This window comes from Salmonella sp. A1325 (genome assembly GCF_056991255.1).
On record NZ_JAMLWO010000008.1, the window covers coordinates 92739 to 109837 of the forward strand.

A 17099-nucleotide genomic window follows, 5' to 3' on the forward strand; every position below is an offset into this window, starting at 1 on the left:
TTGTGATATTAATCATGTTGTTATGATGGTTTACAGACACGCTCTTTAGATTTGTATTATTGCCGTACAACACGCATTTAGGGTTATCAGGCCATGATCAGACGCTTAAACAGCAGTTGCTGCACGTCCTGCCGATGTGCCAGGATCGCATGCGCGGTCACTAACGTTCCGTCTACTGAATACAAAACCCGGTAGCCTTCAGCGTGGTTAAACTCCCGGTATTTGGCGCAGCCAATTTTCAGCAATTCGGGGCAAATCTGGCAGCCCAAGGGAAACTGGCCTACGGTACTCTCAAACTGTGTGAGAATATCTGCGATAACCGGGCGTGGCTCAACATCAACACGCTTCAGAAAGCCCGCTATTGTGTCGATGCAGTGCTTTACCGTAAGTGTGTACTCAAAAGTTACCTGCTGTTCCATGGAAATCCCTTAACGTTGAGCGCGCTGCATTTAATCCGCAAGGCTATCCAGCAACTGGTCTTTCGAGAACACGCGCCCTTCCGCTTTATCTTTCTCTGACAGGGTCAGCAATTTCAGCAAAGCAATGGCGTTTTCCCGTTCCTGCTGCTGGTCATAGGACTCTATAACATAAGCAGGCACACCATTTTGTGTGACCAGGATGGGTTCTGACAGATCAAGCGTTGCTGCGTTCTTTTTAACGTAGCTGATTGTCTCTACTTTCATGTTGGTCCGCCTAATGGTCATGTCTCGGTTTTAATATAGACTATATTCAGACCACCAACAAGGCCTCATGCCCCCCTGTGACCTTCCCCCTGTAAACAGTGCCAGTCTAAACTGAAGTCTCTGGTCTTTCTTCCATCTCACAGAGAGGCGCATTGTCATGAAAAAGACCCGTTATACCGAAGAACAGATTGCATTTGCCCTGGAACAGGCTGAAACCGGCACCCGCGTCGGGGAAGTCTGCAGAAAGATGGGAATTTCTGAGGCCACATTTTACAACTGGAAGAAAAAATTTGCCGGGCCGGGCGTGACCGAACTGCGGCGTCTGCGGCAACTGGAGGATGAGAATCAGCGGCTGAAGAAGCTGGTCGCTGAGCTGAGTCTGGACAAGGAGATGCTGCAGGAGGTACTGAAGCAAAAGTTCTGAGGCCGGCTCAGAAGCGCCAGGCGGTGACATTTTTGCGGGAGGCTTACCGTATCAGCGTCCGGCGGGGATGCGGGTTGCTGATGCAGAGCAGAACCGTTTACCACTGGCAGAGCCGGCGTGACGATCGGGCGATAACCCTGCGTATCCGGGAAATAGCGGAAACCCGGATACGCTACGGTTGCCCGCGTATTCATATTCAGTTGCGCCGGGAGGGATGGCCTGTTAACCACAAGAAAACCCACCGGATTTATTGTCCGGAAGGCCTGAACCTGCGCAGAAAACGCCCCCGCAGACATGTCAGTGCAGCACGCCGTCAGCAGCGCCCGGTCCTGACGCATGTCGATCAGTGCTGGAGTATGGATTTTGTGTCAGATAATCTGTTTAACGGGCGGCGTTTTCGGGCGCTGACTGTAGTGGATAATTTTAGTCGGGAATGCCTGGCGATCCATGCCGGAAAATCGTTAAAAGGCGAGGATGTGGTCAGAATAATGGAGGCACTGCGGGTGCCGGATAAGCGGCTGCCGGTACGTATCCAGACGGATAACGGCAGCGAGTTTATCTCAAAAAGTCTGGATAAATGGGCGTATGAACACAGCGTCACAATGGACTTCTCACGCCCCGGAAAGCCGACAGATAACCCATTTATTGAATCATTTAGCGGCAGTCTGCGGGATAAATGCCTGAACATTCACTGGTTCCTGTCACTGGAAGATGCGCAGGAAAAAACCGACAACTGGTGCAGGGAATACAATCATGAGAGAACGCATTCATCATTAAATGACATGACTCCGGCTGAATCTATCCGAAGCCTCCGGAAAGACGAAGATCTCTGATTTAGCACTGTACTGAATTTGGGCCAGGGTCAATTTGGCCGGGATCTCAAAAAATGCCTGGAACTAAAACGGGTCTATTTACACAACCATCTCCGCAATGCCGGGCTGACGGGCGAATACTCCCCTCACTCCCTGCGCTATGTCTGGGCGCAGGACGCGATCCGCTATTACGAGGAGCAAGGCCTGAGTAACAAAGAAGCGCTGGCAGTAACATCCACGGATCTAGGGCATGGGGATGGTCGCGGGAGGTATATTGAGCAGGTTTATATTAAAAATGCTCCCTCTTGAAACTCATCGTTATTAACTATAGTAATAACGATGAGCACAATTTTGTAATTTATTGCAATAACAATAAATTTATTACAGGATTAAATTAAAATCTCTCTTGTTTTTTCTTCCACGATTTGCTTCTCAAATTCTTTGACCTCTGCAAGCACGTATGTCATGTGGTGTGAGGTATCAATTGAAACCCAATTTGTGGAGTTTCCCAAAAACTGTTCTTGAGCGCATTCATTTATTTTAAAATCTCCCCAACTAAAAGAAGGCCCCATGTAATGTCCAGAGTTAATCAGACGTCGACATAACCCATACACTTGGGCTCCTTTATCTCCTTGCCTCCGAGAGTAACCTCTAACAACAAAATAGCTATCTTCAATGGTATAACGAATTTTACCATTGGCATCTGGCGCAATTAAATCATCACTTAGCTGTGGATTTGCTATTCCATAATCACCAAATATAAATCTAACATTGGGGTTGAATTTTCTTATGGTCTTCCAAACTTTAAATTCCTTTCTGATAACCACACCATCAGTATTTATTTCAGGAACCATCCCATTAATATCACCTGATACTGAACAACCTGCAATTGATATAAATTTAAAATCATAAGAATCTAAAATATCAATCGCTCGCTGTGTGTTTTCTTGTATATCAAGAATAGACATCTTTGTCACATCATCAAAATCAAGAAGTACAGAGCAATTTTCAACATCTATATCCATAGACGCAAGGACGTCATCTATCGTATCAAAAAATGGCTCTTCTTCGATCATATCGTCAAACGCAAAAGAATCTAATCTAATTACAAATTTATTGATATTTTTTGAAATCTGTCTAAGGACAGTAGCATACTCTTCATCCTCCCAGCGGTCATATCCGATGACAGGAATGACATTGCATCCTTTATTTTTAAGACAACCAATAAAATAGCTTAATACATGTTCACCTGATTCAATAGTTGCATTTGAAGGCCAACGGTGAACATCAACAGAAAAGAATCTGCCTTCCATTATACAACTTAAGTCAGCAGCACACTTCTCGATAAAAGCTGCCACTGGAGAACTAAGCGACTTATATTTTTTACTCGTTCTTTGTTTCTCTGATAATAAAGGCAACTCAAATACAGGAAGCATTTCATTTTTAATGTTTATAGGTAACTGCTTAAAGGTATCAAACTCACCTTTTTTCGCTTTAAGCACTGGCATGTATGTAGGATACATTTTGACCTCTCTTACCAATTTTGATTAGGAAAATGTTTCCTAACTTCACCTTGCCCAATCAAATCTGAGAATTGATTATATTTCCCTGACTCACGCCGAATCCTCCCAGCGATTATTGCTGGATGAATTTTTAACTCTCTTGATAACTTATCAATATTTGCCGAAGTCGGATTTAAATATGCTTCACTACGTTTCCATACAACACGCGGTATTAACGTATCTCTAGCTATTCTATTGGCCTCTGCTTCAATTTTATCTTTACTATCCCTTGGACTCTCTAGATCATCCACAAAGGTGTTATTTGATTCCACATGCTTCCATATATGGACAACTTCATGTAGAAGTGTAAACCAGAAATTATCTAATCTGTCTAATCTTAATGAAAGGGCTATAATAGGCCGCCCACTATTATCTTTTAAAGCTGCACCATCAACAGATGTTCCTGTCAACGCTGGTTCAATAACAACACAGATCCCATGTTTTTCTAAAAACTCCACAGCCAAAAGCGGCCCATATTCAGACCAACTTAACTGTGCTAACTCTTTCAAAAAATCTTTGTTTATAAAGTTATCCTTATAATCACCAATATTTTCTTTTTCACGAGATCGTTGAATAACTCGAGCTATCCAAGCATATAATTTATATTGAGTTGACGGAGAGTATGCATCTCCACTGAGAGTTCGTTTGAACGATGCAGCAACCGAATTCCCTCCCAATTGTTGAATGAAAGACTTAACTTGCTCCTCAGCACTTTTCTTACCTTTAGAAATAACACTATCGATCCAACCACGTGAAATCATTTCCTTAATTGGGAACTTAGACCAATTTACTTCATTCTCTGTAGTATTTACGGTATATTCAGCCTCTGTCTCCAAACCTAACAATGTTTGAGGAGCTATACCTAATCCTACAGAGAGGGCTTTAATCATCGCAACGGTCAATGGACGCTTTCCCGAAAGCACTTCAGATACTCGACTTTTCGTCCCAAAATAAGGTGCCAGATCAACCTGACGTAGCCCCTTTTCCTCCATTCGAAATTTGATGGCGTCTAAAGGGTTAACTGGTGTGATTGCATAATTTGAATTCTCATAATCTTCGATGAGAACTGTTAATAACTCAAGTCGTTCCGATTCTTCAGAACCAGGAGCCAAGTCTAAGGATAGCAACCTCTCCACTTCAGAAAGGTACTGATGGTATTGTTCCTCAGTTCTAATGACTCTCGGACTTTGGAAGGTGTTCATTTATATACCACTTCATTGATCACTGCTATACCCCTATCGAAATGAACTGCTATTTTTATGAGCAAGGAGTCTTTTCCGCAGACCGAAAAAGTATACAAAACTCCATCTGATGACACGGCTTTCGGAAAAGCGTCGAACAATGATTCTTCATCTCGCCAGTTAGCATTACAAAGTTCCGTAACCCATGCTGAAATCCACACACAGATATCCTTATCAGTACTGTCTATGGCCTTAAGCCGAGGTTTTCCGAGCAGTCGCATTTCAGGTTCTCCATTTGGGAACTATGGTAGTTTCAGTCTAAGCATCTGTCAATGAAATTCCCAAATGTAGAACTTAATAGCATCAGGGATAGTAACACTACAAATGTGGTCATTAAGTCTCAAATTCAATATTTTATCGTAAAATATATGAACTAATTGAGCTCAAAACTGTTCTCCACGAATCCAAGTGAAGAATGCTTATCTATTAACAAAGCCATAAAAATCAAAATGATAAAAATAGTTTCGTTCACCGAACTGAAAAAATGCTTAACCAAAATATTACCTTCCCAAACTTAGCCACTCCTCATACTTACTCGGCGAAAACGGTGTAAGCCTCACCAGCGTCCCGGCGCTCCACCCATCAACCATATCCGCCCACTGCTGCAACATGTAAGCACACTGCTGTGCGTATTTCGCTTTGTTGTAAATTGCCCTCACCCCTTTTTGCTCATGCGCGAGGCATTTCTCTATCCAGTCTGATGGATACCCAGCCTCATGCAATAAAGTGCTGGCGGTTCGTCGCATGTCATGGACGGTAAAATGATCCAGCGACTTCCCCTGCGACTGTGCAACTTTTACTGTCGTGGTGATAACACCGTTGAGAGCTGCATTAGACAGTGGTTTGTTGATACTGTAGCGCCCGGCAAGTAAGTAAGGACTTCCTCCAGCACACATTTGCAGTGCCACCAGTAGATCGCAAGCCTGACGGGAAAGATAGACGACATGAGGTCGTCCCCCTTTCATACGGCCTTTGGGTATGGTCCATTCATTAGTGCTGAAATTCACTTCATTCCAGGTCGCCTGAGTAAATTCACTTTTACGCACCAACGTAAGAAAAATCAGTTTCAGGGCCAGTTTGAGCGTGGGCATACCAGCGACGGTATCCAGCGTATTAAAGAAGATAGAAATTTCCGGCAGAGAAAGGGTTCTGTCACGAGGAAAAAATGTGGCTATCGAGCTGGCCTTGATATCCTGAGCGGGATTCTTAAAGTCATGCCCCCGGTTTTTCGCGTATGTATAAACGCTACTGATAATCTCACGCGCCTGTACCGCCGTGGCATTACCGCCACGATCCACGATGCGATCGCATAGGGTTCGAACCATTGACGGCGTAATCTCCGCCATTTGCTTGTTACCCAGAAAAGGAATGATGTCCCGGTCAATAACGGCCTGCTTCATCGATCTCGTGCTGTCCGCAAGGGAGGCACGCTTCATATAGCTGACGGTAAAATTTGCGAAAGTTTCCGCATTTCTGATCTGATTTTTATCGTCACGTTTCTTCACAGCAGGCGACACGCCTGACTTGATCAGCTTTTTGGCGGCAATGAGTTGTTCACGCGCTCCAGCCAGTGAAATACCGTCAGCGCCATACTGTCCAATGGTCAGGGTTTCACGACGGCCATTAATCCGATAATCGTAACGAAATGAGTGAGTTCCGGTGGGCGATACGGCTACATAGAGCCCATCACGATCGGTAACTTTGTAGATTTTTTCCTGCGGTTTAAGTCTTTTAAGCTGGATATCGGTAAGCATACGCCCTCCGGAAATACCGTCAGAATTGACTAATTACTGTACGTATTGACTAATGAGGACTGTCTACTTTTTCGACGATTACGTCAAATTTACCGTCAGGAGCTGTGCGCTACACAGAAAACTCATCTATGCACATAAATAAAAACCCTCTGCAAAAACAGAGGGTTAAATTTCCTTTTACCTGTTCATGAAAACACAGGAAGGGTTATCGGCTTATTCCCACTCAATGGTAGCCGGTGGTTTACCGCTAATGTCATACACCACACGGGAAATCCCGTTGACTTCATTGATAATGCGGTTGGAAACACGACCCAGGAAGTCATACGGCAGATGTGCCCAGTGTGCGGTCATAAAGTCGATGGTTTCGACAGCACGCAGAGAGACCACCCAATCGTACTTACGACCATCGCCCATGACGCCTACGGAACGGACCGGCAGGAAGACGGTAAACGCCTGACTGACTTTGTCGTACAGATCCGCCTTACGCAGTTCTTCAATGAAGATGGCGTCAGCACGGCGCAGCAGGTCGCAGTACTCTTTCTTCACTTCGCCCAGTACGCGTACGCCGAGGCCCGGACCAGGGAACGGATGACGGTACAGCATGTCGTACGGCAAGCCCAGCTCCAGACCAATCTTACGTACTTCGTCTTTGAACAGCTCTTTCAGCGGTTCAACCAGCCCCATCTTCATCTCTTTCGGCAGGCCGCCGACATTGTGGTGAGATTTGATGACGTGCGCTTTACCGGTTGCAGACGCCGCAGATTCGATAACGTCAGGGTAGATGGTGCCCTGCGCCAGCCATTTCACGTCTTCCAGTTTCAGCGCTTCTTCGTCGAACACTTCCACAAAAACGCGACCGATGATCTTACGCTTGGCTTCTGGATCGTTTTCGCCAGCCAGCGCTGACAGGAAGCGATCTTCTGCCGGTACGTGAACAATGTTCAGACCAAAATGGTCGCCAAACATGTCCATCACCTGCTCGGCTTCGTTGAGGCGTAACAGGCCGTTGTCGACGAAAACACAGGTCAGATTTTTACCGATCGCGCGGTGCAGCAGCATTGCGGTTACGGAGGAATCCACGCCGCCGGAGAGACCGAGGATTACTTTGTCGTCGCCCACCTGCTCGCGAATGCGCGCCACGGCGTCGTCGATGATCTTCGCCGGCGTCCACAGGGCTTCACACTGGCAGATATCGCGTACAAAACGCTCCAGCATACGCATACCCTGGCGGGTATGGGTCACTTCCGGGTGGAACTGTACGCCGTAGAAGCGTTTTTCTTCGTTGGCCATAATGGCGAACGGGCAGCTTTCGGTGCTGGCGACGGTCACGAAGTCGGACGGAATCGCCGTCACTTTATCGCCGTGGCTCATCCACACGTCCAGCAGCGGTTTGCCGTCGGCGGTCAGGGAATCTTCAATACCGCGAACCAGCGCGCTGTCGGTCAATACTTCGACCTGCGCGTAACCAAATTCACGCTCATTAGAACCTTCTACATGACCACCAAGCTGCATCGCCATGGTTTGCATCCCGTAGCAGACGCCAAATACCGGCACGCCTGCTTCAAAGACATACTGCGGCGCGCGCGGGCTGTTTTCTTCGGTGGTGCTTTCCGGGCCGCCGGAAAGAATAATGCCGCTTGGGTTGAAGTCACGAATTTGTGCTTCTGTCACATCCCACGCCCATAGTTCGCAGTAAACGCCCAACTCACGAACGCGGCGTGCAACCAGTTGAGTGTACTGAGAACCGAAGTCCAGAATGAGGATGCGATGCTTATGAATGTTTTCCGTCATTGACGCTTATTCCGAGGCAAGTGAAACAGATTAAATAAATCGCCCGACACGAAGGTCGGGCGAAGAAAATCAGGAGCCCAGACGGTAGTTCGGGGACTCTTTGGTGATGGTCACGTCGTGAACGTGGCTTTCCTGGATACCCGCACCGCTGATACGCACAAACTCCGCTTTAGTACGCAGTTCGTCGATGGTAGCACAACCGGTCAGCCCCATACAGGAGCGCAGGCCGCCCATCTGCTGGTGAATGATCTCTTTCAGGCGACCTTTATAGGCTACGCGGCCTTCGATACCTTCCGGCACCAGTTTGTCGGCGGCGTTGTCGCTCTGGAAGTAACGGTCGGAGGAACCTTTGGACATCGCGCCCAGAGAACCCATACCGCGGTAGGATTTGTACGAACGGCCCTGGTAGAGTTCGATTTCGCCCGGGGATTCTTCGGTACCGGCCAGCATAGAGCCCACCATGACAGCGCTCGCGCCTGCGGCGATGGCTTTGGCGATATCGCCGGAGAAACGGATACCGCCGTCAGCGATAACCGGAATCCCGGTGCCTTCCAGCGCTTCAACTGCGTCAGAAACAGCGGTGATTTGCGGAACGCCCACGCCAGTCACGATACGAGTGGTACAGATGGAACCCGGGCCGATACCCACTTTCACCGCGCTGCAACCGGCTTCCGCCAGTGCGCGAGCGCCTGCGCCCGTCGCGACGTTGCCGCCGATGATTTGCAGATCAGGATATTTAGCACGGGTTTCACGGATACGTTGCAACACGCCTTCTGAATGACCGTGAGAGGAGTCGATCAGCAGTACGTCAACGCCTGCCGCCACCAGCGCGTCAACGCGCTCTTCGTTGCCCGCGCCTGCGCCGACCGCCGCGCCGACACGTAAACGGCCCTGCTCATCTTTACAGGAGTTTGGTTTACGTTCCGCTTTCTGGAAATCTTTTACGGTAATCATGCCAAGCAGATGGAAGTTATCATCAACGACCAGCGCTTTTTCTACGCGTTTTTCGTGCATTTTTGCCAGCACGACTTCACGGGCTTCGCCTTCACGAACGGTCACCAGACGCTCTTTCGGCGTCATGTAGACACTCACCGGCTGGTTCAGGTCAGTCACAAAACGCACGTCACGACCGGTGATGATACCCACCAGCTCGTTATCTTCAGTCACCACCGGATAGCCCGCGAAGCCATTACGCTCGGTCAGGGCTTTCACTTCATGCAACGTGGTGGTTGGCAGGACGGTCTGCGGGTCGGTCACTACGCCGGACTCGTGTTTCTTCACGCGGCGAACTTCTTCCGCCTGGCGCTCGATGGACATGTTTTTGTGGATAAAACCAATGCCGCCTTCCTGAGCCAGGGCAATTGCCAGGCGCGCTTCCGTCACGGTGTCCATCGCCGCAGAAAGCATAGGAATATTCAGACGAATGGTTTTCGTCAACTGCGTGCTAAGGTCGGCAGTATTCGGCAGAACGGTGGAGTGAGCGGGAACAAGGAGGACGTCGTCAAACGTCAGGGCTTCTTTAGCGATACGTAGCATGGGCAATATCTCACCTGGGAGGTTAATAAATATTGCCGCGGCATTATACAGAACGTAATCGGTTGCATCTACATTTTTTTGCAAATAGTGCTTGCGATCCCCCGTGAGCAGGTTACTATCGATTGAATAACCTGCTGATTTAGAATTTGATCCCGCTCACATGTTATCCTCTCAAACTTCCTCAATTTTTACCGTAAGCCGCCTTAACCAGACGGTTCGTCTGCTGTTAGAACAGGAGATGGGACAGGTATGGATCAGCGGCGAGATTTCTAATTTCACGCAACCTGCGTCAGGCCACTGGTACTTTACGCTCAAAGACGATACCGCTCAGGTGCGCTGTGCGATGTTCCGTAACAGCAATCGCCGGGTGACGTTCCGTCCGCAGCACGGGCAACAGGTGCTGGTACGCGCCAACATTACGCTGTACGAGCCGCGCGGCGATTATCAAATCATCGCCGAAAGTATGCAGCCAGCGGGCGAAGGCTTGTTGCAGCAGAAATATGAGCAGCTAAAAGCCAAACTCCAGGCCGAAGGCTTGTTCGATCAGCAGCATAAACAACCGCTGCCCTCCCCGGCCCACTGCGTGGGGGTGATCACCTCGAAAACCGGCGCAGCGTTGCACGATATTCTCCATGTGCTGAAGCGTCGTGACCCATCCCTGCCCGTTATTATCTACCCGACTGCAGTCCAGGGCGACGACGCGCCGGGGCAGATCGTTCGTGCTATCGAACTGGCGAACGCGCGGGGCGAGTGTGATGTACTGATCGTCGGGCGCGGCGGCGGTTCGCTGGAAGATTTGTGGAGTTTTAACGACGAACGCGTGGCGCGGGCGATTTTTGCCAGCCGCATTCCGGTGGTCAGTGCCGTCGGTCACGAAACGGACGTCACGATAGCTGATTTTGTCGCCGACCTGCGCGCGCCGACGCCATCAGCAGCGGCAGAAATTGTCAGCCGCAACCAGCAGGAGTTGTTGCGTCAGATCCAGTCCGCCCAGCAGCGTCTGGGCATGGCGATGGACTACTACCTCGCCAACCGCAGCCGTCGTTTCACGCAGATTTTTCACCGTCTGCAACAGCAACATCCGCAACTGCGTCTGGCCCGCCAGCAAACCGCGCTGGAACGTTTACGCCAACGGATGGGATTTGCGCTTGAGGCCAGAATTAAGCAGGCCACTCAGCGCCAACAGCGCGTAAGTCAACGCCTGAGCCAGCAAAATCCGCAGCCGCGAATTCACCGCGCGCAGTCGCGCATCCAACAGCTGGAATATCGTCTGACGGAGAATATCCGCTCACGGTTAAGCGAACAGCGCGAACGCTTTGGCAACGCGGTCACGCATCTGGAGGCGGTCAGCCCGTTAGCCACGCTGGCGCGCGGCTATACGGTTTCGACGACAACGGACGGCAAAGTGCTGAAAAAGATCAAACAGGTCAAAGCAGGCGATATCATGACCACGAGACTGGAGGACGGCTGGCTTGAAAGTGAAGTCAAATCCGTCACGCCGGGCACGTAATCCAACATTCCCCCACCCTTTGCAGCGCGATGTTGGGGTTCGACTTCGCCTCAGCCAACCTACGCGCCACATTGGATAAGGTGTAGCCATAATCTGACGATCAACCGGTTTGTCATTCGCCTCAAAACCGGGCAGAGAATACCTGCCCGGTTTTGTCACTAACTTACCAGTTATAGCGCAGATTGAGGCTACCGTTCAGATCGCCAAAATCATTGCTGCCAGTCTGCCCGGCAACCTGAGCGCGAACGCTCCACTGCTTATCGATATCTGCCTGCAGACCTACTTTCAGCTCCGCACGGTTAGCCGGAAGATCCTGTTTCACCGTAGCATCATCAAACGATACCGACACATCATCGCTGGTGTGCAGCCAGTTAGCTTCAGCAAACGGCTGGATAACCGTACGACTGCCCTTGTACAGCTTGCCGTCAACTCGCAGACCCAGGCGAGTTGTCCAACTGTCACTATCCTGACCGTCGATCCGGGTGCCGTAGTTATCCTTCACGCTATCCGCTGAGTAATTCTGCCAGACAACCTGCGCCTGCGGCGTCAGACTGACGGTATTGCCGTTACTCAGCGCAATATCGTAGCGATAACCGGTTTCCAGCGAGACAGCGTTAGCGGTTGAATCGTAAGATTCAGAACCCGCATCACCGCTCTCTACGCTGTTGTTGTAGAAACCATATTGGTACCAGCTGTCGACATACGCGCCGCTATGCGTTTGGGCATCGGCAAACCAGGTGGCATAGACGCCAAGGTTGTAGCCATCTACGTTGCCGCTACTGGTGAACTGGCTACCGTCTGCGCCACGGTTACCGGTACTGTCGGTATCGGCGTTGATGTAGCTCGCCATGACGCCAACGGTAACGCTCTGCTGGCCGTTGCCCCAGGCCAGAATGTCGCCGCCTAACTGGAACTGGGAGTAGTTGCTGTCCATATCGATATTGCCGCTGACAGCCTCGGATTCCGCTTTACCCGCTTTGAAGCGCGCCCATACGCTGCCATCGGCGTTACGATACTGGCTACCCTCGCGGTCATAGAGGGTCTGCATTTGCAGGTTGCGCGCCATCCACTGGTTGCCCATGTACGCGCCGATATCCGCACGGTACTGCGGTGCGACATCGCCGCCATCGTCCGGAGGCGTGACATTACCGCCATCGTCGCCGTCATCCGAAGGCGTGACATCACTGTCATCATCTGGAGGCGTGACATCACCGCCGCTGTCGTCATCATCAGACTGTGCTTTTGACGCCAGATACCAGTCGTTGTCACTTTCATTCCAGTACAGACGGTAGGTATACAGACTGGCGTTAACTTCATTTTTTAACACAAACGCATCGCTTGTCGATGTGCCGCCAACATCTACCACTTCGATACCGTTAGTGGTCTGCGCCCCATTGCCGATGCCGTTGATGTACAGATCGGTGGTGCCGGAGGCATCGCCGGTAATGACTAACTTATCGGTCGCCGAATCATCGTCGCCCAGGACGGTATTCAGGTAAAGCGAGCCGCCGTTGCCGGTGTAATCGCCATCGACATAAAGCGTATTGCCAGGCGTGCTGGAGCTGCTACCGCTGGTCATTGTCCCCATGTTGATCAGATCGCCATTGAGGGTGAAGATGGCGCCTGTTTCGTCGCTGTCGCCAAAGACCAGAGTCCCTTCGTTGGTCACCTTACCGTTAACGGTAGTACCGTTACTGCCGCCAAAGGTCGCCCCGGCGGCGACGTTCACCGCTTGCTGGCTGCCCATTTCACCGATCGTACCGTCCCCGGACAGCCACAGCGTGCCTTCCTGTACGTTGGTATCGCCGCTATAGGTATTCGCGCCGCTCAGCGTCAGTTTACCCGCGCCCAGTTTGGTCAGCGATTTACCGTCCCAGTCGCCGTTGCCGGTTTTATCGCCCAGTACGCTGGTGACTTCAAAACTGTCGCCTGCGCCCAGGGTAAACGTGCCATGTGCTGGCGTCGCTGACGTGGCGGTCGCATTCCAGCTCAGCCCTTCGGTAAGCAGATATTCTGACGCATCTTCAGGATTGATTGTCCCGGTTACGGTCAGATAGTCCGGCTTGTCAGTAAGGTTCATCGTCAGGCTGGTAAAGTCGCCGCTGATATCGCTGTCCATATCCATCAGTTTAAAGGACTGGAACTCCGCGTCGGAGGCGCGCGCTTGCAGGCTGGCGTCGCTGACGACCAGATCGCCGCCAAGCGTGGCGCTGCCGCCGGTAATCAGCGGTTGCACTGAGTCACTATTCAGCTCAACGTTCAGCGTACTGCCATCTTCCTGAATTAACGCGCTGTCGCCGAGATCCAACGAGGTGCCGAGCGCCAGTTGGGTCGTCGCGCCGCTATGAGTGGTGATGCCGCCCACCGCGCTGACTTCACCGTCTGCGTCCAACACCAGCGTGGCGTTATTGTCGACCAGGCCGGTGCCCAGCGCCGTCGTACTGGCGGCGACCAGCGTACCTTCATTGATGGTGGTGCCGCCGCTGTAGTCGTTGTCGCCGGAGAGGATCAGCGTGCCTGCGCCTTCTTTGGTCAGCGATTTACCGTCCCATGTGCTATTCGGATCAAGCGTGTCGTCAACGTCTGTCAGATTAGCCGCAACGTTAAAGCTGCCGTCAGGGTCGCTAAGGGTAAAGGTACCGTGAGCGTCGGTAGAAGCGTTGTCTCTGTCCGCATACCAAGAGAGGGAGGCCGTCAGATCATAGTGGGTGTTGTCTGCTTCGTCGACTTTTCCGTCGATAGTCAGGAAGTCAACATCTTCTCTGTTCATTCCCGCGACGGTCAGATTGTCGAAATCGCTCGTAATGGCGCTGTCGCTGTCAATCAGCGTGTAGGTGTATGCCTCAGGCGTCCAGCTGTCTGTAACGCTGCCGATGCCGGTGACGTTCAGCGTGCCACCCAGCGTGACTCTGTCGGCGGTAATGGCGCTTTCACCGTTGGCCTTACTGAGGTCAATATTCAGCGTACTATCGGCTTGCTGAGTCAGCGAGTCGACGTTGAGCGTCGTACCTTTGGCCAGCTCAGTCGTTGCTCCAGACTGGGTTGTGACATTCGCAAGGTTGAATTCGCCCTCCGCGTCCAGCTTCAGCGTACCCGCGTTATCGACATCACCGCCGCCCAGCGCGTTAACGTTGGCGGCAATCAGCACACCGTCGTCAATAGTGGTGCCGCCGGAGTAAGTGTTGTCGCCGCTTAACGTCAGCTCGCCCGTACCGGTTTTCACCAACGCGCCGCTGCCGGAAAGCGTATTTTCCAGCTCGCCCTCGCCGACCTGAAGCACGCCGCTGTTAACGATAGCGCCAGTGCCCAGCGAATCCGCATGGTCAGCCGTCAGCGTACCGCCGGTTATGGTGGTGCCGCCGGAGTAAGTGTTATCGCCGGTCACGATCAGCTCATCGTTACCGGTTTTGACAATTTTGCCCCCGCCGGTCACGTTGTTATCCAGCGTGCCCTGGCTCAGCGCAAGCGTTGCGTTTTCTGCAATCGTCACATCGCCAGTGCCGAGCGCGGCGGCATCATTCGCAGACAGCGTACCGCCGTTAATGTTGGTATTGCCATAGTCATTCGCCGTGTTGCTGAGAATGAGCGTGCCATCGCCTTCTTTGGTCAACGTTTCGCCGTCCCAGCCGCCAGGTACGGGGGAAACCTTACTCAGCTCGCTGGTAACTTCAAACGTTTCATTATCACCGAGGGTAAAGGTGCCGCTCGCTTCGCTAATGGAAGTCGCGTTAGCATTCCAACTGAGCTGCTGCTCCAGAACGAAGTTGGTGTTATCGTTAGCGTCAACGTCGACGCCGAAGGTCAGGTAATCTGGCAGTGAGTCGGTGTCGATATTCGTTGTCAGACTGTCAACATTGGTGCTTATTGCGTTATCAGAATCAATCAGGGTAATTGACTTGAACTGTTGATCCGATGTCGGGTCTCCAAAAGCCGCTGTTGAATCGAGATTTAAGGTCAGTGAACCATCAAGTGTGGCGCTAGCGGTGGTGATCGCCGGGGAGTCAGTGGCAGATAGCGTGATGTTCAGTTGGCTATCGTTTTGTAGCGTGAGCGCGTTAGTGATTTGTAATGTTTTTGCCGAAGCGCTACCGTCTCCGAGGGTAATTTCGCCATTGCTGGTCAGGCTTCCAAGCGCCGAACTGCCGCTCATGGTCCACTGGCTGTCGGCGTCAAGTGTTAATGAGCTATAAACGCCGTTGACGCTTCCTTGCAGTGAAGAATTGGTCAGTGACAAGGACGATGCGGTGATTCCCGCGTCAACGTTGCCATCAAGCGTTGTACTGTTAGCCTGTACGGTCACCGCGCTTTCCAGTTTGATGGCGGTCGGACCAGTCAATGTGCTGTTGGTGAGCTCGATAGGGTCGTTAATATTCGTTTTGCTGTCAACGTGCAGCGCGGCGGTTTGGGAGGCGACGTTCGCATTATTGACGGTTAACGCGTTAGTATCGTCATACCAACCGCTTTTTCCCTGGCTTGTCATTAAAATGCCGTCGTCGTCGGCGGTGATGGTTGCTCCGTCAATCTCTACGCTTGAAGCAATGCCTTTCACGCCAACGCCTTTGGAGTTGACGATCATCTGACTCTTATCATCACCGGAAACGTTCAGCGTCGACGCGCTTGATGCCTCAATGGCGGCACCTGTGGCGTTATTGTGCGTGACGGAAGAGTTCTTGATATTGAGAATACCCCGGTTGGCGGCAACAACCGTACTATCCGCGCCCGTAGAACTCACCGTACTATCGCTCACATTCAGGAAGGCGTTGCCGTTCGTGTCGCCAACCACACTCAATTGCCCCCTCGTGAGCGTGATTTTACTCCCGTCCTTGATGTTCAGCGTGCTGCCTTGCTGTAACGATATGTCGCTGCTTGTGTCCGCCGTTGCGGTGACCTCGGTGCCAATCAGGGTGGCTTGTGAATTTTTATAGAGCGTCAAAATGCCGTAATTGCCTTCAACCTCAAGGCTTCCTCCATTCAACGTCAGGTTGCTTTGCTCGTCGAGGTTGATACCTTGGGTATATCTTCCCTTCGTATAAATTTTTGCCTCGGTCAGTTCAAGTGTTGCTCCCCGATAGAGCGAAATCGCTGTAGCCACCGCATCACCGCCACTTGAAAGGGGGGCTCCACCGCCGTCCGTTCCAATCTCGATATTCGTGCCCGTGGCTGAAGTGGGCTGCCAGCCCTGGCCTTGAGTAGGTAAGCCTTCGAGGTACAGCGCGGCGCCTTCATCGGCGCCAGAATAGAACATCGGCGACGTTTCTGCGTTCAGGTCGTGGTCAACTCCGTCAATGTAGGACACCGAATTATCGGCCATGGCCAGCGGGCTGGCGAGCCCAAGCGCGGCAACAATTGCAAAGGTCAGCGCATTGTGTTTTGCACTAATTGTCCATCCTGACTCAGGCTTTTTAATAAAAGGGGAGACTTCATTAGCGTGCGCCTGTATTTTAACTTTGCTGTGGCCTCGCGCCAGTTCTGAAGCCACGATATACATATTTCGCACGGCGCTCCAGACAATACTGTAGGTCCTGTTCAATTTTTAAATTTCCTTTTAATAACGTTCACGAAGCAAGCTTGATTTTGATTGGGCTGTAAATAACGTTTAAATGGTGTATATCAATGAGTTAAATAATAAATAACAAAAACATGGCGCTACGAATGATTGCAACCACCTGTTACAATATATTATCAAAGCCAAATTATTAACCAATTTCAAGGATTATTTCAATGGCAGGTCAATTTCTGTTTGATTTATAATTTATATAAATATATTTATCCATTCTATAAGCATT

General features: G+C 50.8%; 9 protein-coding genes and 2 pseudogenes. 3 read left to right on the plus strand and 8 right to left on the minus strand.

Annotated elements, in window-relative coordinates; genetic code table 11:
- Window positions 1-86 precede the first annotated feature (86 nt).
- A pseudogene (locus NAZ64_RS16100) lies at window positions 87-254 on the minus strand (type II toxin-antitoxin system RelE/ParE family toxin); the annotation flags it as partial.
- 195 nt (window positions 255-449) lie between these two features.
- Entirely contained in the window at window positions 450-683 is a 234-nt protein-coding gene (locus NAZ64_RS16105; RefSeq protein WP_000862030.1) for a type II toxin-antitoxin system Phd/YefM family antitoxin, read from the minus strand.
- 157 nt (window positions 684-840) lie between these two features.
- Between NAZ64_RS16105 and NAZ64_RS16110 the strand changes: the two genes are divergently transcribed.
- A protein-coding gene (locus tag NAZ64_RS16110; protein WP_094882049.1) for an IS3 family transposase occupies window positions 841-1940 on the plus strand; the annotation gives its coding sequence in 2 pieces (ribosomal slippage) (window positions 841-1096 and window positions 1096-1940; 1101 coding nt in all).
- A 42-nt stretch (window positions 1941-1982) separates the two neighbouring features.
- A pseudogene (locus tag NAZ64_RS16115) lies at window positions 1983-2228 on the plus strand (integrase domain-containing protein); the annotation flags it as partial.
- Between the two features lie 80 nt (window positions 2229-2308).
- On the opposite strand, the gene NAZ64_RS16120 reads toward NAZ64_RS16115, so the two are convergent.
- From NAZ64_RS16120 to guaB, 5 genes are all read right to left on the minus strand, one after another.
- Window positions 2309-3442, minus strand: coding sequence for a beta family protein (locus NAZ64_RS16120; protein WP_080176969.1), 1134 nt, complete (start codon window positions 3440-3442; stop codon window positions 2309-2311).
- A gap of 11 nt (window positions 3443-3453) precedes the next feature.
- Window positions 3454-4683: an ImmA/IrrE family metallo-endopeptidase gene (locus NAZ64_RS16125; protein ID WP_483640987.1), complete on the minus strand. Its 1230-nt coding sequence runs from the start codon at window positions 4681-4683 to the stop codon at window positions 3454-3456.
- Window positions 4684-5222: 539 nt separating this feature from the next.
- Window positions 5223-6476, minus strand: coding sequence for a tyrosine-type recombinase/integrase (locus tag NAZ64_RS16130; protein ID WP_220569723.1), 1254 nt, complete (start codon window positions 6474-6476; stop codon window positions 5223-5225).
- Between the two features lie 213 nt (window positions 6477-6689).
- Window positions 6690-8267, minus strand: a complete 1578-nt coding sequence (guaA, locus tag NAZ64_RS16135) for a glutamine-hydrolyzing GMP synthase (protein ID WP_000138293.1) — start codon at window positions 8265-8267, stop codon at window positions 6690-6692.
- A 69-nt stretch (window positions 8268-8336) separates the two neighbouring features.
- Entirely contained in the window at window positions 8337-9803 is a 1467-nt protein-coding gene (gene guaB / locus NAZ64_RS16140; RefSeq protein WP_000944174.1) for an IMP dehydrogenase, read from the minus strand.
- Window positions 9804-9963: 160 nt separating this feature from the next.
- Between guaB and xseA the strand changes: the two genes are divergently transcribed.
- Complete coding sequence (gene xseA, locus NAZ64_RS16145; protein WP_000953169.1) at window positions 9964-11313, plus strand: exodeoxyribonuclease VII large subunit; 1350 nt, start codon at window positions 9964-9966, stop codon at window positions 11311-11313.
- Window positions 11314-11476: 163 nt separating this feature from the next.
- On the opposite strand, the gene shdA is transcribed toward xseA, so the two are convergent.
- Window positions 11477-16843 (minus strand): fibronectin-binding autotransporter adhesin ShdA, encoded by a 5367-nt coding sequence (gene shdA, locus NAZ64_RS16150; RefSeq protein WP_220569722.1) that lies wholly within the window; start codon window positions 16841-16843, stop codon window positions 11477-11479.
- Window positions 16844-17099 lie beyond the last annotated feature (256 nt).

Coding starts and splice junctions, on each gene's coding strand:
- NAZ64_RS16105 (WP_000862030.1), bottom strand. CDS start 683: ATGAAAGTAGAGACAATCAGCTACGTTAAAAAGAACGCAGCAACGCTT.
- NAZ64_RS16120 (WP_080176969.1), bottom strand. CDS start 3,442: ATGTATCCTACATACATGCCAGTGCTTAAAGCGAAAAAAGGTGAGTTT.
- NAZ64_RS16125 (WP_483640987.1), bottom strand. CDS start 4,683: ATGAACACCTTCCAAAGTCCGAGAGTCATTAGAACTGAGGAACAATAC.
- NAZ64_RS16130 (WP_220569723.1), bottom strand. CDS start 6,476: ATGCTTACCGATATCCAGCTTAAAAGACTTAAACCGCAGGAAAAAATC.
- guaA (WP_000138293.1), bottom strand. CDS start 8,267: ATGACGGAAAACATTCATAAGCATCGCATCCTCATTCTGGACTTCGGT.
- guaB (WP_000944174.1), bottom strand. CDS start 9,803: ATGCTACGTATCGCTAAAGAAGCCCTGACGTTTGACGACGTCCTCCTT.
- xseA (WP_000953169.1), top strand. CDS start 9,964: ATGTTATCCTCTCAAACTTCCTCAATTTTTACCGTAAGCCGCCTTAAC.